The organism is Micromonospora sp. KC606 (assembly GCF_004348675.1).
GTDB lineage: Bacteria > Actinomycetota > Actinomycetes > Mycobacteriales > Micromonosporaceae > Micromonospora.
The window spans coordinates 22153-41622 of sequence record NZ_SMKN01000011.1 but is presented as its reverse complement, the minus strand read 5'-3'; the positions used below and the strand labels follow the sequence as shown (position 1 = coordinate 41622).

17 protein-coding genes and 3 tRNA genes are annotated in these 19470 nt (G+C 69.0%); all 20 read left to right on the top strand.

Going from position 1 to position 19470, the window contains the following annotated elements; genetic code table 11:
- Positions 1 to 218: 218 nt before the first annotated feature.
- The 20 genes from E1193_RS31720 to rpsG all read left to right on the top strand — a co-directional run bounded on the left by E1193_RS31720 (position 219) and on the right by rpsG (position 19398).
- Positions 219 to 368, top strand: coding sequence for a hypothetical protein (locus E1193_RS31720; protein ID WP_165945634.1), 150 nt, complete (start codon positions 219 to 221; stop codon positions 366 to 368).
- Positions 369 to 435: 67 nt separating this feature from the next.
- Positions 436 to 2964, top strand: coding sequence for a bifunctional diguanylate cyclase/phosphodiesterase (locus E1193_RS04630; RefSeq protein ID WP_132180562.1), 2529 nt, complete (start codon positions 436 to 438; stop codon positions 2962 to 2964).
- Between the two features lie 96 nt (positions 2965 to 3060).
- Positions 3061 to 3133 (top strand) — tRNA-Thr (locus E1193_RS04625).
- 26 nt (positions 3134 to 3159) lie between these two features.
- Positions 3160 to 3232 (top strand) — tRNA-Met (locus tag E1193_RS04620).
- A 131-nt stretch (positions 3233 to 3363) separates the two neighbouring features.
- Positions 3364 to 3531 (top strand): 50S ribosomal protein L33, encoded by a 168-nt coding sequence (gene rpmG / locus E1193_RS04615; RefSeq protein ID WP_013288652.1) that lies wholly within the window; start codon positions 3364 to 3366, stop codon positions 3529 to 3531.
- A gap of 120 nt (positions 3532 to 3651) precedes the next feature.
- A complete protein-coding gene (locus tag E1193_RS04610; RefSeq protein WP_132180560.1) occupies positions 3652 to 4098 on the top strand; it encodes a MaoC family dehydratase N-terminal domain-containing protein in 447 nt (148 codons plus the stop codon).
- Position 4099: 1 nt separating this feature from the next.
- Positions 4100 to 4492: a MaoC family dehydratase gene (locus E1193_RS04605; RefSeq protein ID WP_132180558.1), complete on the top strand. Its 393-nt coding sequence runs from the start codon at positions 4100 to 4102 to the stop codon at positions 4490 to 4492.
- Between the two features lie 115 nt (positions 4493 to 4607).
- A tRNA-Trp gene (locus tag E1193_RS04600) sits at positions 4608 to 4680 on the top strand.
- A 213-nt stretch (positions 4681 to 4893) separates the two neighbouring features.
- The gene (gene secE / locus E1193_RS04595) at positions 4894 to 5292 is read left to right on the top strand and encodes a preprotein translocase subunit SecE (RefSeq protein ID WP_132180556.1); all 399 of its coding nucleotides are present in this window, start codon (positions 4894 to 4896) and stop codon (positions 5290 to 5292) included.
- Positions 5293 to 5330: 38 nt separating this feature from the next.
- Positions 5331 to 6053, top strand: a complete 723-nt coding sequence (gene nusG, locus E1193_RS04590; protein WP_132180554.1) for a transcription termination/antitermination protein NusG — start codon at positions 5331 to 5333, stop codon at positions 6051 to 6053.
- Between the two features lie 196 nt (positions 6054 to 6249).
- Positions 6250 to 6681, top strand: a complete 432-nt coding sequence (gene rplK, locus E1193_RS04585) for a 50S ribosomal protein L11 (RefSeq protein ID WP_046567238.1) — start codon at positions 6250 to 6252, stop codon at positions 6679 to 6681.
- Positions 6682 to 6764: 83 nt separating this feature from the next.
- Entirely contained in the window at positions 6765 to 7481 is a 717-nt protein-coding gene (rplA, locus tag E1193_RS04580) for a 50S ribosomal protein L1 (RefSeq protein ID WP_132180552.1), read from the top strand.
- A gap of 425 nt (positions 7482 to 7906) precedes the next feature.
- Entirely contained in the window at positions 7907 to 8452 is a 546-nt protein-coding gene (gene rplJ, locus E1193_RS04575; RefSeq protein WP_132180550.1) for a 50S ribosomal protein L10, read from the top strand.
- Positions 8453 to 8506: 54 nt separating this feature from the next.
- Entirely contained in the window at positions 8507 to 8896 is a 390-nt protein-coding gene (gene rplL, locus E1193_RS04570) for a 50S ribosomal protein L7/L12 (RefSeq protein WP_132180548.1), read from the top strand.
- A gap of 587 nt (positions 8897 to 9483) precedes the next feature.
- The gene (locus E1193_RS04565) at positions 9484 to 12915 is read left to right on the top strand and encodes a DNA-directed RNA polymerase subunit beta (RefSeq protein WP_132180546.1); all 3432 of its coding nucleotides are present in this window, start codon (positions 9484 to 9486) and stop codon (positions 12913 to 12915) included.
- Between the two features lie 121 nt (positions 12916 to 13036).
- A complete protein-coding gene (locus E1193_RS04560) occupies positions 13037 to 16924 on the top strand; it encodes a DNA-directed RNA polymerase subunit beta' (protein WP_132180544.1) in 3888 nt (1295 codons plus the stop codon).
- A gap of 82 nt (positions 16925 to 17006) precedes the next feature.
- Positions 17007 to 17375 (top strand): hypothetical protein, encoded by a 369-nt coding sequence (locus tag E1193_RS04555; RefSeq protein ID WP_132180542.1) that lies wholly within the window; start codon positions 17007 to 17009, stop codon positions 17373 to 17375.
- 280 nt (positions 17376 to 17655) lie between these two features.
- On the top strand, positions 17656 to 18078 hold the full coding sequence (locus E1193_RS04550; protein WP_132180639.1) for a hypothetical protein: 423 nt from the start codon (positions 17656 to 17658) through the stop codon (positions 18076 to 18078).
- A gap of 473 nt (positions 18079 to 18551) precedes the next feature.
- Positions 18552 to 18926 carry a 30S ribosomal protein S12 gene (gene rpsL, locus E1193_RS04545; protein WP_007465318.1) on the top strand — a complete coding sequence of 125 codons (375 nt, stop codon included), beginning with the start codon at positions 18552 to 18554 and terminating at the stop codon, positions 18924 to 18926.
- Between the two features lies 1 nt (position 18927).
- Entirely contained in the window at positions 18928 to 19398 is a 471-nt protein-coding gene (gene rpsG, locus E1193_RS04540) for a 30S ribosomal protein S7 (protein ID WP_091242043.1), read from the top strand.
- The last annotated feature ends 72 nt before the right edge of the window (positions 19399 to 19470 follow it).

Here is a 19470-nt window from a genome sequence, read left to right as displayed (position 1 = left end):
TCGGTACCACCGGTTTGTGACCTTGGTCGTTTCTGCGGGTCCGGAGGGCTGACCGTGCCGGGATGACCTGGCCACATGGCCCATTGTCGGCAACCGGACGGCCCGCTCTCACCACGCGGGCGGTCCGACCTCGCCTGTCACGACTTCTCACGCCCGACGTGCCTGTGGCACCATCGTGGAATCTCCATCGTCCTCCCCCTGCCGACAGGAGCGCACTGATGTCTGGTCGTAGGCCCGGCCGTCTGCTCGGCATGACCCTCGCGACGCTCACCCTGGCCGCTCTCGTTGTCGGGATCAATCCCCTCGGCGGCGAGCCGATGCTGGACTACGACTGGTCGGCCGCCGTGACGCAGGCCGTCGTCAGGTGACCGTTCGTCCCTGAAGCTCCGCCCGACTCCTGCGTGGGCGGCCCGGGCGAGCCTGCGAAGGAGCGGGATGACTCGGCGTCAACCCCCGGCGCGTAGGCCGACCGATTCGGCCTGGCTGATCACGGGTCCGCTGGCCCTGATCACCGTCGCCTGTTGCGCCGTGCTTCTCGCCTTCCGGCCACCTGGCCCGGACGACGTGCTACCGGGAGCGCTTCTCCTGGTCGCGATGGTCGCCGCCGGGACCCAGGTCCTGCACTTCGTCGTACGGCGTCAGGCGTTCTCGGTCACCCTCACCGAGATTCCGCTCGTCCTCGTCTTCTACTACCTAGAGCCGGCGTCGGTCATCCTCGTCGTGACCCTCGCGGCGGGGATCGGGCACCTGCGTCGGCGGATCAACGCCGCGAAGACCTGGTTCAACGTCGCCAAGGCGGGGGCGGCGGGTTCCTTGGCCAGCCTCGTTCTGCTCGCCATGCCCCCGATCGACGGGGTGGGGCCGGTCACGTGGGGCGCGCTCTTCGTGGCGGTCGGCACCTACACCCTTTTCGCCCTGGCGGCGGTCAGCGGGGTGATCAGTCTGATCCAGGGCTGGCAGGCTGGCTGGGACATGGTCCGCACGGCGGCCCCGACGCTGCTCGCCCCGGCGGTCAACGTCGCCATCGGGATCGTCGTCCTGATCGTGCTGGACAGCAACGCGTGGGCGAGCCTGCTGCTCGCGGCGGTGGCCGTCGCGGTGACCCTGGTCTACCGTTCGTACTCGCGGTTCTTCCGCCAGCACCGGACGTTGAGCGACCTGTACGACCTGACCCGGGCGATGACCCAGAGCGGCCAGGACGGCACCCTGGTCGACGCCCTGCTCGGCCGGGTCCGCGGCCTGATGCAGGCGGAGTTCGCCACACTCTGGCTCCCGCCGCAGGGCCGGCACCCGGAGGTGCTGCTCACCGCCAGGGTGGACGACCCGGGGCTGTTGGATTTCGCGCCCGCGCCGATGGAGATCCGGGAACGGGTGCGCCAGACGGGGGAGACGGCGACCGCGGGCCGCCGGTTCGGCACCGAGGTCGACCAGCGGACGGTCGTCGGCGACAATCGCGTCAAGGAGTTGATCGTCGTTCCGCTGCGTTCGGGGCAGGCGGTGATCGGCACTCTGGAGGTGGTCAACCGACTCAGCGATACCAACCACTTCACGTCCGCCGACATCCCCGTCTTCGAGACGGTCGCCGCCCACGCCGCGGTCGCGCTGGAGAACTCCCGCCTGGTCGACCGGTTGCGGCACGACGCCTACCACGACGCGCTCACCAAGCTGCCGAACCGGCGGCGGATCACCGCGGCGCTGGCCGAGGCGGTCAAGATCAGGGCGCCCGGCGAGGTGGTGGCGCTGCTGCTGTTTGACGTGGATCGGCTGCGCCGGGTCAACGAGTCGCTCGGGCACGCCGCCGGGGACAAGATCCTCGTCGAGGTCGCCGACCGGTTGCGCGCGTTCGCGCCCGCCGGCGCCCTGGTCGGCCGGGCCGGCGGGGACGAGTTCCTGCTCACCCTCCGGCTGGAGAGCGCCGAGGCGGCCCTGGGCCTCGCCGAGCAGATCCGTGAGCAGATCCGGGACGAGATGGTCTTCGACGCGCTCACCCTGGACGTCGACACGGCCGTCGGCGTGGCGGTCCATCCGGAGCACGGCACCGACGCAGCGACGCTGCTGCAGCGGGTGGATCTGGCAGCGACGGCGGCCAAGTCGGTGCCGGGCAGCGTGCAGCTGTTCAACCCGGCGCTGGAGTCCCGGTCGCTGCGCCGCCTGGGGCTCGCCGGCGACCTTCGTCGTGCGCTCGACGAGGGAGGGTTGGACGTCTACTTCCAGCCCAAGGTGACCCTGCGGGACCGCCGTCTGGTCGGGGTGGAGTGCCTGGCCCGGTGGGAGCATCCGACGCACGGCACCGTCGCCCCGGACGACTTCGTTCCGGTGGCCGAGCACACCGGCCAGTTGGGTCGGCTGACCGAGTTCGTGCTCCGCGAGGGGTTGCGCCGCAGCCGAAACTGGGGCCACGTCGACCAGGCGCTCGCCGTGGCGGTGAACATCTCCGCCCGTACGCTCACCGACCAGCACTTTCCGGCCCGCGTGCGGGGGTTGCTCGACGAGTACGGCGTGCCGCCGCAGCGACTCACTCTGGAGATCAAGGAGTCGGGGGTGCTGGACGGCACAGACCGCCGGATCCCCACTCTCCGCCGCCTGCGTGACCTCGGTGTTCGGCTCTCGGTCGACGATTTCGGCACTGGCGACTCGTCCCTGGCCCACCTGCGTCGACTGCCGGTGCACGAGGTGAAGGTGGACCGCTCGTTCGTGCAGGGCATGGCGACCGACCCGGGCGACCTGGCGATCGTCAACGCGGTGGTCACCCTCTCCCAGCAGTTCGGGTTGACCGTGGTTGCCGAGGGGGTGGAGAGCGAACTGACGCTGGAGTTGTTGCAGGATATCGGCTGTGAGATCGGCCAGGGCTTCCTGTTCAGCCGCCCGCTGCCGTACGAGCGGCTGGAGGCGTGGTTCGGCGCACAGGTGGACCCGGAGACGCTCTCCGGCGGCGAGTTGCCGCGTCTGCGGGCGGTGCCCTGACCAGGGTCGACGCCCTGAGGAGGGAGTCGATTTCGTGCCCGGCGCAGGGCCGTGTAATGTGTCTCCTGCGCGACGCCCTCCAGGGTGATCGGGTAGGCCCCCTTAGCTCAGTCGGCAGAGCGTCTCCATGGTAAGGAGAAGGTCTACGGTTCGATTCCGTAAGGGGGCTCAGAGGGTCCGGCTGGACCCGCCTGCGGCGGTGTAGCTCAGATGGCAGAGCAAGCGGCTCATAATCGCTGTGTCGCCGGTTCAAGTCCGGCCACCGCTACTCTCGTCCTCCGGGCACACCCCGGTGGTCGTGAAACGGGCGCCAGGGGCGCCCACTTTGCATGTCCGCGCATTGTCCGCGTAGGCTGATGCGCCGTAGCTGTTACCCGTTAGCGAGGAAGGCACTCCGCCGTGGCGAAGGCGACCGATGTCCGGCCGAAGATCACTTTGGCGTGTGTGGAGTGCAAGGAGCGCAACTACATCACGCGCAAGAACCGTCGTAACGACCCGGACCGCATCGAGCTGAAGAAGTTCTGCCCCAGGGACGGTAAGCACACGGTCCACCGCGAGACCCGCTGACACTCGGCCGTCTGGCCCGGTCCCGCAACGACACCCGAACGCCGACCCGTACGGACGGCGTGGCGACAGCCGCGTCTCCCGGACGGGTCGGCGTTGGTGCTTGCGTGTAGGTTCGGCGGCATGTCCCTGGACCTGTCCTTCGCCGGCCGAATATATCCGCCGACCGCCCCTTACCAGGTGGGCCGAGAGAAGATCCGCGAGTTCGCCACCGCCATCGGCGCCACCGATGCCGCCCACCACGACCCGGCGGCGGCCCGGGCGCTGGGCCATCCGGACGTGGTCGCCCCGCCGACCTTTCCCGTGCTGATCACCATGGCCGCCTGTCGGCAGATCGTCGAGGACCCGGCGCTCGGTGTCGACTACAGCCGGGTCGTCCACGGCGACCAGCGCTTCGCGTACACCCGCCCGGTGGTGGCCGGGGACGAGCTGGTCTGCGTCAACACCATCGAGGAGGTCACCACCCGGGGCGGGCACGGCTTTCTGACCACCCGCACCGACGTGACCGACGCGGCCGGCGAGCCGGTCGTCGCCGTCTGGTCCAGGATCGTCGTGCGCGGGGAGGCCTGACATGGAGCTGCCCACTCAGACTTTCCGGGTCACCCGGGTGGACCTGATCCGCTACGCGGGCGCCTCGGGCGACTTCAACCCGATCCACTGGAGCGACCGGTTCGCCACCTCGGTGGGGCTGCCCGGGGTGATCGCGCACGGGATGTTCACCATGGCGCTGGTCGGCCGGGCCGTGACCACCTGGGCCGGCGCGCCCGACGCGGTGGTCGACCTCGGGGTCCGGTTCACCCGTCCGGTGGTGGTGCCCGACGACGACGAGGGCACCGAGATCGAGGTCACGGCAGTGGTGAAGGGGGTCACCGAGGACGGCCTGACCAGGCTCGACGTGACGGCGACCTGCCGGGGGGAGAAGGTCCTGTCGCAGGCCCGGGCAATCGTCCGGACGCCGCGCTGAGAGTGATGGGCAGGACCGGTTGGGAAAGTCGGGGCACTACCCGTACACTGGTCCGCCGTGGGGCAAGTGACCCCTGCCCGGCTGTGCAGGTCGGGCGGGGCGAGCGTTGCCGCACAGGGGTGTAGCTCAATTGGCAGAGCAGCGGTCTCCAAAACCGCAGGCTGCAGGTTCAAGTCCTGTCACCCCTGCGCCTCAGGCCTGACCGTTCCCGTGGGTCGCGCCGCCAGACGGCGGCGTCCGGCCCGTGGTGGTGGCATCGGCGGGGTGGCTCCGAGGCATCGGGCCCCCTACGTCCGGTCCGCCGGCCGCGGCCCGTCGCGGGACGGTTGGTCCGGCCGGCGTGACCAGCGCCGCGTACGCCGCACCGGCGTACGACCCGATACCCCGCGACGGAGGGCGAAGTGGCCGACAGCAAGCGGCGCGGCGAGGACGCCGGCGACGACGGTCTGCGCGACGAGGTCGTCGACGACGTGGTCGCCGACGACGTGGTCGCCGACGACGACGCCACCGGCGCGGACGAGCCGGTCTCCCGGGGCGGCACCGCGACCCGGGAGCGGGCGGCTGACAGCAGGCCGAAGACCCGCACCGACGACGACAGGGTGGGGCTCTTCGCCCGCATCGCGCGTTTCTTCCGCGAGGTGGTCGCCGAGCTGCGTAAGGTCATCTGGCCGACCCGCAAGGAGCTGCTGACCTACACGGCCGTGGTGGTGACGTTCGTCGCGGTGGTGCTGACGATCGTGGGCCTTCTCGACTTCGCGTTCGCGAAGGGCGTGCTGTGGGTCTTCGGCAACCCCAGCTGACCGGCCGACTGAGCCGATAGTGACGGAAGTGAGCGAGCGTGCCTGAGTACGACGAGACCGCCGAGACCACGGACGAGCAGTCCACGGTGGCGACGGCGGCCAGTGACGAGTCGGTCGAGGCCGCCAGCGAGCCGGAGTTCCCGACCTCCGAGCCGGCGCCGGAGGAGGACTACGACCCGGTCGCCGAGCTGCGCCAGAAGCTGCGCTACGCGCCCGGCGACTGGTACGTGGTGCACTCTTACGCCGGCTACGAGAACAAGGTCAAGACCAACCTCGAAACCCGGATCACGTCCCTCGACATGGAGGACTACATCTACCAGGTCGAGGTGCCGACCCGGGAAGAGGTCGAGGTCAAGAACGGCAAGCGCTCCCAGGTTCAGGCCAAGGTCTTCCCCGGCTACATCCTGGTCCGGATGGAGCTGACCGCCGAGTCCTACTCCTGCGTGCGCAACACTCCCGGGGTCACCGGCTTCGTGGGCGCGACGGACCGTGCCGACCGGCCCGCGCCGCTCAGCCTGGACGAGGTGCTGAAGTGGCTGGCCCCCTCGGTCGAGGCCGTGGAGAAGAAGGCCAAGCCCGAAATCAGGGTCCTCGACTTCGAGGTCGGCGACTCGGTCACCGTCACCGACGGCGCGTTCGCGTCGCTGCCGGCGTCGATCAGCGAGATCAACGCAGACCAGCAGAAGCTCAAGGTGCTGGTGTCGATCTTCGGCCGGGAGACCCCGGTCGAGCTGAACTTCAACCAGGTCACCAAGATCTGACGCGCTCGGTCGCCGGCGGTGGGCAGAGCCCTCCGCCGGCGTACTCGTTCCGGCCCCTGTCGGCGAGGCTGGACGGACCTCGACGGTCGGGGCGGTGGAGCGCTGCGCTACCCTAGAACGTCGCCGTTGTCGTACCGCGCTGACCGTGCGCGCCCGCGGCCGGTGAATATCCCAGTTCCAAGCCCCAGGAAGAGACATGCCTCCGAAGAAGAAGCTCGTCAAGACGTTCACGCTTCAACTGCCGGCGGGTCAGGCCACTCCGGCGCCGCCGGTCGGCCCCGCGCTCGGCCAGCACGGCGTGAACATCATGGAGTTCTGCAAGTCCTACAACGCGCAGACCGAGTCCCAGCGGGGCGACATCGTCCCCGCCGAGATCAGCGTGTACGAGGATCGCACCTTCACCTTCGTGCTGAAGACCCCGCCCGCCGCCCGGCTGCTGATCAAGGCCGCCGGCGTGCAGAAGGGCTCCGGCGTGCCGCACAAGGAGAAGGTCGGCTCCGTGACCCGCGCCCAGCTGCGGGAGATCGCCGAGAAGAAGATGGCCGATCTCAACGCCAACGACGTCGACCAGGCTGAGAAGATCATCGCCGGCACCGCCCGGTCGATGGGTCTCACCGTCGCCGACTGACCTCGGTCCCTGCTCTTTCCGATCAGTTCGTGGGAGGGCTCGCGGACGCCGCGGCCCGCCATAGACCACAGGAGTATTCAGAAATGCAGCGCAGCAAGAGCTACCGCAGGGCCGCCGAGGTCATCGACCGGTCGAAGCTCTACACCCCCGCCGAGGCCGTCAAGCTGGCCAAGGACACCACCAACGTCAAGTTCGACGCCACGGTCGAGGTCGCGATGCGCCTCGGCGTCGACCCCCGCAAGGCGGACCAGATGGTCCGCGGCACGGTCAACCTGCCGCACGGCACCGGTAAGACCGCCCGCGTGATCGTGTTCGCCGCCGGCGCGAAGGCCGAGGAGGCTGTCGCCGCCGGTGCGGACGAGGTGGGCACGGACGAGCTCGTCGCCCGGATCCAGGGCGGCTGGCTGGACTTCGACGCCGCGATCGCCACCCCGGACCAGATGGCCAAGATCGGCCGGATCGCGCGGATCCTGGGCCCGCGCGGCCTGATGCCGAACCCGAAGACGGGCACGGTGACCATGGACGTCACCAAGGCCGTTCAGGACATCAAGGGCGGTAAGATCACCTTCCGGGTGGACAAGCACTCCAACCTGCACCTGATCATCGGCAAGGCATCGTTCTCCGAGGCCCAGCTGATCGACAACTACGCCGCCGTCCTCGACGAGGTGCTGCGGGCCAAGCCGTCCGCGGCCAAGGGCAAGTACCTGAGGAAGGTCACCCTGACCACCACCATGGGCCCGGGCGTCCCGGTCGACCCGAACGTGGTGAAGAACCTCCAGGAGGCCGGCGCCGAGGGCTGACCAAGGCTCCCCGGAAGGGGCCCCGCCACGCTGTGGCGGGGCCCCTTCCGTCGTATCCCGTGCCGCAGGGGGCGTCGCCCTCTCGGATCGAGCGGGCTCGGGTCCGGGGTGGCGTGACCGGGGGCACGCGGAGTCGATTTGGTGCTCGCCGTCGCGTCGCGTAGCCTTATGGCGAAGTTCCACCCAGAGACCGCTGGTCACCGTGCTCCGGCACGGTCGAAGGTCCCGCGATGACGGGCGACCCGCGTAGGGCGGCAAGCGAAAATCGGCAGTGCGTGTGGTCCGCCGACCATGTTCACGTCGCCGGCCCTCGCCCCGTGCGCCCTGCGCCGGGGCTTTTCTCGTTCTCGCGTGCCTACGCCGCTGTCGGAGGGCCTGCCGGCCCGATGACGGCGACCAGCTCCGAGCAACGAGAGAGGAGGGACATGGCGGACAAGCCGATCCGGGCCGACAAGGCCACGGCCGTCGCTGAGCTGACCGAGAGCTTCCGCAACGCGGGCGCCGCGGTGCTCACCGAGTACCGTGGTCTGACGGTTTCCCAGCTCACCCAGCTGCGGCGCTCGCTCGGCAAGGAGACCACCTACACCGTCGCCAAGAACACGCTGGCGAAGCGTGCTGCGGCCGACGCGGGCATCTCCGGCCTCGACGAGCTGTTCACCGGTCCTACCGCGCTGACTTTCGTTTCGGGCGACGTCGTCGAGGCGGCGAAGGGCCTTCGCGACTTCGCGAAGGCCAACCCGAAGCTCGTCATCAAGGGCGGTGTCTTCGAGGGCAAGGCCATTTCCGCGGCCGAGGTCACGAAGCTCGCCGACCTGGAGTCCCGTGAGGTGCTGCTGGCCAAGCTGGCCGGCGCGATGAAGGGCAACCTGAGCAAGGCCGCGGCCCTGTTCCAGGCTCCGCTCTCCAAGACCGCCCGTCTGGCGGCCGCCCTGCAGGACAAGCGCGAGAAGGAGAGCGCCGAGGCGGCCTGAGGCCACCCGGCGCACCCACGTTCTTAGTTTTCACTTTCAGAAAGGACGCCAGACATGGCGAAGCTCAGCACCGACGAGCTGCTCGACGCGTTCAAGGAGATGACGCTGATCGAGCTCTCCGAGTTCGTGAAGCAGTTCGAGGAGACCTTCGAGGTCACCGCCGCGGCTCCGGTCGCGATGGCCGCCGCCGCCCCGGGTGCCGCTGGTGGCGCCGCCGAGGCCGAGCCGGAGAAGGACGAGTTCGACGTCATCCTCGAGGCTGACGGCGGCAAGAAGATCCAGGTCATCAAGGTCGTGCGCGAGCTGACCGGCCTGGGCCTCAAGGAGGCCAAGGACCTGGTCGAGGCCGCGCCGAAGGCGGTCCTGGAGAAGGCCAACAAGGAGACCGCCGAGAAGGCGAAGGCCAAGCTCGAGGGCGAGGGCGCGAAGGTCACCCTCAAGTGACCTGAGTCGGCCTCTGGTCGACTCTTGGCGCGCACCCGGCTCACGTGAGCCGGAGCACATCGCGTCGTGGCGGGCGGTGATCCGGGAACGGATCATCGCCCGCTGTGGTTGGTAGCTCACCCGGTGGCAGCGGCGTGAGCAGGACTTCCGACGCCCGGCGTGCGGTCCGAAAGAGCTGTCTGACGGTCGATCGTCGGTGGGAATGGCGACGGCGACCGCAGCCGGCCCTTGACGCGGCACCGGCCTGCCAGGCACGCTGGCACCAGCAAGACCTTCCGCGCTTGCGACGGCCTCCGTTCGGGCAATGGCAGCGGCAGCACCATCGGCCGTGGTGCCCGGGCGGTCCGGCAGGAACGACGCGTTCCGAGCGGCCCGGTGAGGCCCGGATTCCGGGTCCCGAGGCGCGTTCCGCGACGACCTGCGGGATGGGCTGGACAGCGGTTAGCCTCTCGGCTACACTGCTAGTTTGCGCTGCCTTCCGAATTGACCCCTGCTCGGAAATGTCCGTTTGTGGATATTTCTGGTGGGGTCATTGGAGTGCACGCGTACCAGCCGTTCTGCAGCACCGGTCCTCGGAAGGACGCATCTTGGCAGCTTCCCGCCCTGCGAAGACCAGTCGTACGTCGAGCGCTTTCGCGCCCCGCCGAGTTTCTTTCGGCAGGATCACCGAACACCTCGAGGTCCCCAACCTCCTCGCCATCCAGAACGAGTCCTTCGACTGGCTCGTCGGCAACGAGGCTTGGCAGGGCCGGTCGGCGGACGACCCGCACGCACGCTCGGGTCTCGCGGAGATCCTCGACGAGATCAGTCCCATTGAGGACTTCTCCGGCACCATGTCGCTCTCCTTCTCGGCTCCGCGCTTCGACGAGGTCAAGGCCTCGATCGAGGAGTGCAAGGAGAAGGACCTGACCTACTGCGCCCCGCTGTTCGTGACCGCGGAGTTCACCAACAACACCACCGGCGAGATCAAGAGCCAGACGGTGTTCATGGGTGACTTCCCGATGATGACGCCGAAGGGCACCTTCATCATCAACGGCACCGAGCGGGTCGTGGTCAGCCAGCTCGTCCGGTCCCCGGGCGTCTACTTCGACAAGCAGCCGGACAAGACCTCCGACCGCGACCTCTCCAGCGTCAAGGTCATCCCGAGTCGGGGTGCCTGGCTGGAGTTCGACATCGACAAGCGCGACACGGTCGGCGTCCGTATCGACCGCAAGCGTCGGCAGGCCGTCACCGTGCTGCTCAAGGCCATCGGATGGTCCGCGGAGCAGATCCGCGAGCGGTTCGGGTGGTCCGAGCTGATGATGACCACGCTCGAGAAGGACCACATCGCCGGTCAGGATGAGGCCCTGCTCGACATCTACCGCAAGCTCCGCCCTGGCGAGCCGCCGACCCGCGAGAACGCGCAGACCCTGCTCGACAACCTCTTCTTCAACCCGAAGCGGTATGACGTCGCCAAGGTCGGCCGGTACAAGTTCAACAAGAAGCTCCAGCTGCAGGTGCCGATCACCACCGGCACGCTCACCGAGGACGACATCGTCGCCACCGTGGAGTACCTCTGCCGGCTGCACGCCGGCGAGGAGAGCTACGAGGCCGACGACATCGACCACTTCGGCAACCGGCGCCTACGAACGGTCGGCGAGCTGATCCAGAACCAGGTCCGGGTCGGTCTGTCCCGGATGGAGCGGGTCGTCCGCGAGCGGATGACCACCCAGGACGTCGAGGCGATCACGCCGCAGACCCTGATCAACATCCGCCCGGTGGTGGCGGCGATCAAGGAGTTCTTCGGCACCTCGCAGCTGTCCCAGTTCATGGACCAGACCAACCCGCTGGCGGGCCTCACCCACCGGCGCCGGCTGAGCGCGCTCGGCCCGGGTGGTCTTTCCCGGGAACGGGCCGGCTTCGAGGTTCGCGACGTGCACCCGTCCCACTACGGCCGGATGTGCCCGATCGAGACGCCGGAAGGCCCGAACATCGGTCTGATCGGCGCGCTGTCCACCTTCGCCCGGGTCAACCCGTTCGGCTTCATCGAGACGCCGTACCGGAAGGTCGTCGAGGGTCGGGTCACCGACCAGATCGACTACCTGACCGCTGACGAGGAGGACCGGTTCGTCAAGGCGCAGGCCAACGCGCCGCTGAAGGCGGACGGCACCTTCGCCGAGGACCGCGTCCTGGTCCGTCGTAAGGGCGGCGAGACCGAGGACGTCGCGCCGGGCGCCGTGGACTACATGGACGTCTCGCCGCGGCAGATGACCTCCGTCGCGACCGCGATGATCCCGTTCCTCGAGCACGACGACGCCAACCGGGCGCTGATGGGCGCGAACATGCAGCGCCAGGCGGTGCCGCTGGTCAAGGCGGAGTCGCCGCTGGTCGGCACCGGCATGGAGTACCGGGCCGCCGTCGACGCCGGTGACGTGGTCGTCGCCGAGGTCGGCGGTGTCATCGAGGACCTCTGCGCCGACTACATCACCATCCACCAGGACGACGGCCACCGCCGGACGTACCTGCTGCACAAGTTCCGCCGCTCCAACGCCGGCTCCTGCGTCAACCAGAAGCCGGTCGTCTTCGAGGGCGACCGTGTCGAGGCCGGTCAGGTCATCGCCGACGGTCCGTGCACCGACGAGGGCGAGATGGCGCTCGGGCGCAACCTGCTCGTGGCGTTCATGACCTGGGAGGGCCACAACTACGAGGACGCGATCATCCTGTCGCAGCGCCTCGTGCAGCAGGACGTGCTCACCTCGATCCACATCGAGGAGCACGAGGTCGACGCGCGGGACACCAAGCTCGGTCCGGAGGAGATCACCCGGGACATCCCGAACGTCAGCGAGGAGATGCTCGCCGACCTCGACGAGCGCGGCATCATCCGGATCGGCGCCGAGGTCGTCCCCGGCGACATCCTGGTCGGCAAGGTCACCCCGAAGGGTGAGACCGAGCTGACGCCGGAGGAGCGGCTGCTCCGCGCGATCTTCGGCGAGAAGGCGCGCGAGGTCCGGGACACCTCGCTGAAGGTGCCGCACGGCGAGACCGGCACGGTTATCGGCGTGCGTACCTTCTCGCGGGAGGACGGCGACGAGCTGCCGCCGGGCGTCAACGAGCTGGTCCGGGTCTACGTCGCCCAGAAGCGCAAGATCCAGGACGGTGACAAGCTCGCCGGCCGGCACGGCAACAAGGGCGTCATCTCCAAGATCCTGCCGATCGAGGACATGCCGTTCCTGGAGGACGGCACCCCGGTCGACATCGTGCTGAACCCGCTGGGTGTGCCGTCCCGGATGAACATCGGCCAGGTCCTGGAGACCCACCTCGGGTGGGTGGCCAAGACCGGCTGGCAGGTCGACGGCGACGACGTCGAGTGGAAGCGCCAGCTCCGTTCGATCGAGGCGCACGAGTCCGAGCCGGACACCAACGTGGCCACCCCGGTCTTCGACGGTGCCCGCGAGGAGGAGATCTCCGGTCTGCTCGCGTCGACCCTGCCGAACCGGGACGGCAAGCAGCTGATCGGTTCCTCCGGCAAGGCGCAGCTGTTCGACGGCCGTTCCGGCGAGCCGCTGCCCGACCCGATCGCGGTCGGCTACATCTACATCCTGAAGCTTAACCACCTGGTCGACGACAAGATCCACGCTCGGTCGACCGGCCCGTACTCGATGATCACGCAGCAGCCGCTGGGTGGTAAGGCGCAGTTCGGTGGCCAGCGCTTCGGCGAGATGGAGTGCTGGGCGATGCAGGCGTACGGCGCCGCGTACGCCCTGCAGGAGCTGCTGACGATCAAGTCCGACGACGTCCTCGGCCGGGTGAAGGTCTACGAGGCGATCGTCAAGGGCGAGAACATCCCCGAGCCGGGCATCCCGGAGTCGTTCAAGGTGCTGCTCAAGGAGCTGCAGTCGCTGTGCCTCAACGTCGAGGTGCTCTCCAGCGACGGTGTGGCCCTGGAGATGCGCGAGACCGACGACGAGGTGTTCCGGGCCGCGGAGGAGCTGGGCATCGACCTGTCCCGGCGCGAGCCGAGCTCGGTCGAAGAGGTGTAGGTGGTGTGGGTTGGGGGCCAGCCGCCCCGCTCTGGGCGGTCAGGCTTGATCCCGACGCGGGTCGGCCGGCCCCCAACCCCGCCCATGATCTAGCTGTAAAGACGACGACATAGGGGACATAGTGCTCGACGTCAACTTCTTCGACGAGCTGCGCATTGGCCTCGCCACCGCCGACGACATCCGTCAGTGGTCGCACGGTGAGGTCAAGAAGCCTGAAACGATCAACTACCGCACCCTCAAGCCGGAAAAGGACGGGCTCTTCTGCGAGAAGATCTTCGGTCCGCAACGGGACTGGGAGTGCTACTGCGGTAAGTACAAGCGGGTCCGCTTCAAGGGCATCATCTGCGAGCGCTGTGGCGTCGAGGTGACCCGCTCCAAGGTCCGCCGTGAGCGGATGGGGCACATCGAGCTCGCCGCTCCGGTGACCCACATCTGGTACTTCAAGGGCGTGCCGAGCCGGCTGGGCTACCTGCTGGACCTCGCCCCCAAGGATCTCGAAAAGATCATTTACTTCGCCTCGTACGTCGTGACCAGCGTGGACGCCGAAGCGCGTCACCGTGACCTCTCGACCATCGAGAACGAGATCCTGGCCGAGAAGCGGCAGTCCGAGAACAGCCGCGACTCGGAGATCGAGAAGCGGGCCGCCAAGCTCGAGGCCGACCTGGCCGAGCTGGAGGCCGAGGGCGCGAAGGCGGACGTCCGGCGCAAGGTCAAGGAGGGCGGAGAGCGCGAGATGCGCCAGATCCGCGACCGGGCCCAGCGCGAGATCGACCGCCTCGACGAGGTGCTCGAGACCTTCCGCAAGCTCGACCCGAAGCAGCTGGTCACCGACGAGCTGCTCTACCGTGAGCTGCGGGACCGCTTCGGCGAGTACTTCACCGGCGGCATGGGCGCCGAGGCCATCAAGGCCCTGGTCCAGAACATGGACCTCGCCGCCGAGGCCGAGAGTCTGCGCGAGACGATCCGCTCCGGCAAGGGCCAGCGGAAGATCCGTGCTCTCAAGCGGCTGAAGGTCGTCGCGGCGTTCCAGAACACCCGCAACTCGCCGCTCGGAATGGTCCTCGACTGCGTCCCGGTCATCCCGCCGGACCTGCGCCCGATGGTGCAGCTCGACGGCGGCCGCTTCGCGACCTCCGACCTGAACGACCTGTACCGCCGGGTGATCAACCGGAACAACCGCCTCAAGCGGCTGATCGACCTCGGCGCGCCCGAGATCATCGTCAACAACGAGAAGCGGATGCTCCAGGAGGCCGTCGACGCGCTGTTCGACAACGGCCGTCGCGGCCGGCCGGTCACCGGACCGGGTAACCGCCCCCTGAAGTCGCTCTCCGACATGCTCAAGGGCAAGCAGGGCCGGTTCCGGCAGAACCTGCTCGGCAAGCGCGTCGACTACTCCGGCCGTTCGGTCATCGTGGTCGGCCCGAAGCTGAAGCTGCACCAGTGCGGCCTGCCCAAGCAGATGGCGCTGGAGCTGTTCAAGCCGTTCGTCATGAAGCGCCTGGTCGACCTCAACCACGCGCAGAACATCAAGTCCGCCAAGCGGATGGTCGAGCGGCAGCGGCCGGTCGTGTGGGACGTGCTGGAAGAGGTCATCGGGGAGCACCCGGTGCTGCTCAACCGTGCACCCACCCTGCACCGCCTGGGCATCCAGGCCTTCGAGCCGCAGCTGGTCGAGGGCAAGGCGATCCAGATCCACCCGCTGGTCTGCACCGCCTTCAACGCGGACTTCGACGGTGACCAGATGGCGGTCCACGTGCCGCTGTCCGCCGAGGCCCAGGCCGAGGCACGGATCCTGATGCTCTCGTCGAACAACATCCTCAAGCCGGCGGACGGCAAGCCGGTCACCATGCCCACCCAGGACATGGTCATCGGCCTGTACCACCTCACGCACCTCACGACGGGCGGGAAGGGTGAGGGTCGGGCGTTCAGCTCGGACGCCGAGGCGCGGATGGCCTTCGACAACGGCGAGCTGCACCTGCAGGCTCCGGTCCGGATCCGCCTGCGCGGCGTGACCAGTGTCGACAACGGCGCCGGCGCCGAGCCGTGGACCGCGCCCGAGGGTTGGGTCGAGGGCGATGCGCTGACCGTGGAGACCACGCTCGGCCGGGTCCTGTTCAACGAGACGCTGCCGCAGGGCTACCGCTTCGTGAACTACGAGATCCGCAAGGGCCAGCTCTCCGCGATCGTCAACGACCTCGCCGAGCGCTACCCGAAGGTGGCTTTGGCCGCCACCCTGGACGGCCTCAAGGAGGCCGGTTTCCACTGGGCCACCTGGTCCGGCGTCACCATCGGCATGGAGGACGTCATCGCCCCGCCGCGTAAGCGGGAGATCCTGGAGCGGTACGAGAAGGAAGCCGACCGGATCGACAAGCAGTACCAGCGTGGTCTGATGACCGCCGAGGAACGTCGCGGCGAACTCATCGAGATCTGGACCAAGGCGACCAACGAGGTCGCCAAGGAGATGGACACCGCGCTGCCGCAGGAGAACCCGCTGTGGAAGATGATCAACTCGGGCGCCCGCGGTAACCTGCTCCAGCTCCGGCAGATCGCGGCGATTCGTGGTCTGGTGGCCAACCCGAAGGGCGAGATCATCCCGCGGCCCATCAAGGCCTCGTACCGGGAGGGTCTGTCCGTGCTGGAGTACTTCATCTCCACGCACGGTGCCCGTAAGGGTCTCGCCGACACCGCGTTGCGGACCGCCGACTCGGGTTACCTGACCCGGCGTCTGGTGGACGTGTCGCAGGACGTCATCATCCGCGAGGAGGACTGCGGCACCGACCGCGCGATCCCGATGCAGATCGGGCAGCGGCTGGACGGCCGGCTGGTCACCCACGAGCACGTCGAGACCAGCGTGCACGCCCGTACCCTGGCCGACGACATCAAGGGGCCGGACGGCACCGTGGTCGCCGAGCGGGGCTCGGACCTCAACTCGATCCTGGTCGACAAGATCGTCGCTGCCGGGGTGGAGACCGTCCGGGTGCGCAGCGTGCTCACCTGCGAGTCGAAGCTGGGCGTCTGCGGTGCGTGCTACGGCCGCTCGCTGCCGACCGGCAAGAGTGTGGACGTCGGCGAGGCGGTCGGCATTATCGCCGCCCAGTCGATCGGTGAGCCGGGTACGCAGCTGACGATGCGGACCTTCCACACCGGTGGTGTCGCGGGTGAGGACATCACCCAGGGCCTGCCCCGGGTCACGGAGATCTTCGAGGCCCGGGTGCCGAAGGGCAAGGCGCCGATCGCCGACACCCCGGGCCGGGTCCGGATCGAGGACGGCGAGCGGTCCAGGAAGATCATCGTGGTGCCGGACGACGGCAGCGACGAGATCGTGTACGACAAGATCTCCAAGCGCGTCCGCCTGCGTACCCACGACGGCGACCACGTCGAGGTCGGCGAGAAGCTCACCGAGGGCACCATCGACCCGCACGAGTTGCTGCGCATCCTCGGCCCGCGCGCGGTCCAGGTCCACCTGACCCAGGAGGTCCAGGAGGTCTACCGCTCGCAGGGCGTGCTCATCCACGACAAGCACATCGAGATCATCATCCGCCAGATGCTCAAGCGGGTGACCGTCATCGACTCCGGCTCGACCGAGTTCCTGCCGGGCGTGCTGGTCGACCGGGCGCTGTTCGAGTCGGAGAACCGCCGACTCGTCTCCGAGGGTGGCGAGCCCGCAGCCGGTCGCCCGGTGCTGATGGGCATCACCAAGGCCTCGCTGGCCACCGATTCCTGGCTCTCGGCGGCCTCCTTCCAGGAGACCACCCGGGTGCTGACCGACGCGGCGATCAACTCCCGCAGCGACTCGCTCGTCGGCCTCAAGGAGAACGTGATCATCGGTAAGCTCATCCCGGCCGGTACGGGCATCAGCAAGTACCGCAACGTTCGGGTCGAGCCGACCGAGGAGGCGAAGGCCAAGGTCTACTCGATGACCGGCTACCCGGAGACCGACTACGGCTTCGGGCCGGCCAGCGGCCAGGCGGTGCCGCTGGACGACTTCGACTTCGGGTCGTACCGCTAAGCAGTGACCTGACGAGGCCCCCGGCACCCTGCCGGGGGCCTCGTCGCATGTACGGGCACGGAAGTCGGTGCATGATGGGGGCATGACGACCGCTCCCGGGCAGTTGCCCGTGGCGCACCAGCCGCCACGACACCCGCTCGACCCCGACCCGGCCCCCGCGACGAAAGCGCGGGCCGTCTTCGCGCTGGGGCTGATGGGGGCGCTCACCGGGCTGTTCGTCGGTGGCGTGGTACCGGCGACGGTCGCGCTCCAGCTCGCCCGGCAGGCCCGGCGCGAGGCGTACGCCTCCGGCGGCTACCTCACCGGCGCGGCCTGGCTACGGCGCGGTGAGCGGCTGGCCTGGGCTGGCCTGGTGCTGGTCGCGGTGGCCGTGGTGACCCTGGTGGTGATCGGCGTGGTCCGGTACGCCGAGGCACCCTTCGGGCGGGACTTCTCCTCGAACGTCGACTGATCCCGGTGATGACCGCCCGCGCCGCGGGTGGGCCGTGCGTGCCGACGGTAGCCTGGCCGGTGTCCGCCGCGCGGCGGTGGACCCGACTACTCCCCAGGAGGACCACGTGACGGAACCGGCGTCGCCGTCGGGAGCCGACCCGGCCGTGCCGGACCCGCAGCAGCCCGGGGCACGTCCGTGGCAGCCGGCGGTGGGGTACCCCGGGCAGTCGGGTTGGCAGTTCGGGACGCACCCGGGTGGGCGGCCGGCCGCCGGGTGGCCGCTGGCGACGCACAGCCCGCTGCCTCCGCCTCCGCGGGAGGCGCCGCGCCCGCCCAAGCGGGTCGACCCGGTCCCGGGTACGCCCTTCGGCCTGGTCCACCTCGACGTGCCCGGGGTGACCTCTGGTCCGGCGGTGGGCTCGCTGGTGGCCGGTGTGGGGTCGATCATGGTCTCCCTCGTGGTGGTCTGCTTCGGCGTCGCGGGGGCGCGGCTCGGTGGCGCCTGGGCGGCCGGGGCGTTCACCGTGCCGGGCGTGCTGGCCGGGGCCGCGGCGATAGCCGCCGGTCTCCTTGCCCGGCGGCAGATCCGCCGGGCGGCGCCGCCGCCGGCGGTTCGGTTCACCGGGCGGGGCCTCGCCACGGCGGGGATCAGCTGTGGCGCGGGGGGGCTGCTGCTCAGTCTTTCGGGCCTGGGGCTGGCCCTGCTGTTGCAGTTCGCGTGACAACGGTCGCGCCGGGGCCGGCGGGCCGCTTCGACGGGCAGCCGGTACACTTGGGTGCGTAGGTGCCCATCATGGGTGCGCAGGCACGACGCGCGGGGTGACCGGCGGGATCCGAGAACCGGCGGACCATTCCGTTTTGACCTGCGAGGCTGTGGTAGGTACTCTTTCCCCTTGTGCCCGGGCCTGCCCGGGCAACTCGTGCGTGCGCGGGATCCGGTTCGTCCGGCGATCAGGTGGCGGCACGACACAGTCAAAGACCCGGTACGCGGCCCGCCGTGCGCCGGTGGACACATCCGGCGCGGACGCGTGAGCGACAGCGCCGGGAACCGTGATCTGGGCGACACGCCCGACCGCGGGTGCTGGGGCCTCCGCAAGGTGGCCCTGGTTGGAATGTAGGAGAGCCGTCCATCAGGCCGGCTAACGAGCAGACGGCGCGGTCGCCTCGCAGCGACCGAAGGGAGCGGAGAAACCCGGTGCCCACCATTCAGCAGCTGGTCCGAAAGGGCCGCCAGGCCAAGACGACCAAGACCAAGACCCCGGCGCTGAAGGGGTCTCCTCAGCGGCGCGGTGTCTGCACCCGCGTGTACACCACCACCCCCAAGAAGCCGAACTCGGCGCTCCGCAAGGTCGCGCGTGTCAAGCTCAGCAGCCAGATCGAGGTGACCGCCTACATCCCGGGCGTGGGTCACAACCTGCAGGAGCACTCGATCGTGCTCGTCCGCGGCGGCCGGGTGAAGGACCTCCCCGGCGTGCGTTACAAGATCGTCCGCGGTTCGCTGGACACCCAGGGTGTCCGCAACCGCAAGCAGGCGCGCAGCCGCTACGGCGCGAAGAAGGAGAAGAGCTGACATGCCGCGTAAGGGACCCGCTCCGCGGAAGCCGCTGGTCGCTGACCCGGTGTACAACTCGCCGTTGGTCACCCAGCTGGTGAACAAGATCCTGATGCGCGGGAAGCGCCAGCTCGCCGAGCGCATCGTCTACGCCGCCCTGGAGGGCTGCCGCGAGAAGAGCGGCACCGACCCGGTCGTCACGCTCAAGCGCGCGATGGACAACGTCAAGCCGACCCTCGAGGTGCGCAGCCGCCGCGTCGGTGGCGCCACCTACCAGGTGCCGGTGGAGGTCCGTCCGGCCCGCGCGACCACCCTCGGTCTGCGCTGGCTGGTGACGTACTCCAAGGCCCGTCGTGAGAAGACCATGATCGAGCGGCTGATGAACGAGCTGCTGGACGCGAGCAACGGTCTGGGTGCCGCCGTCAAGCGGCGCGAGGACACGCACAAGATGGCCGAGTCCAACAAGGCCTTCGCGCACTACCGCTGGTAACACCCTGGTTCCGGCGCCGGGCCGGCGCCGGAACCGCAACCAGTTGTGTCGAGACGACGATAAGTAGGGATT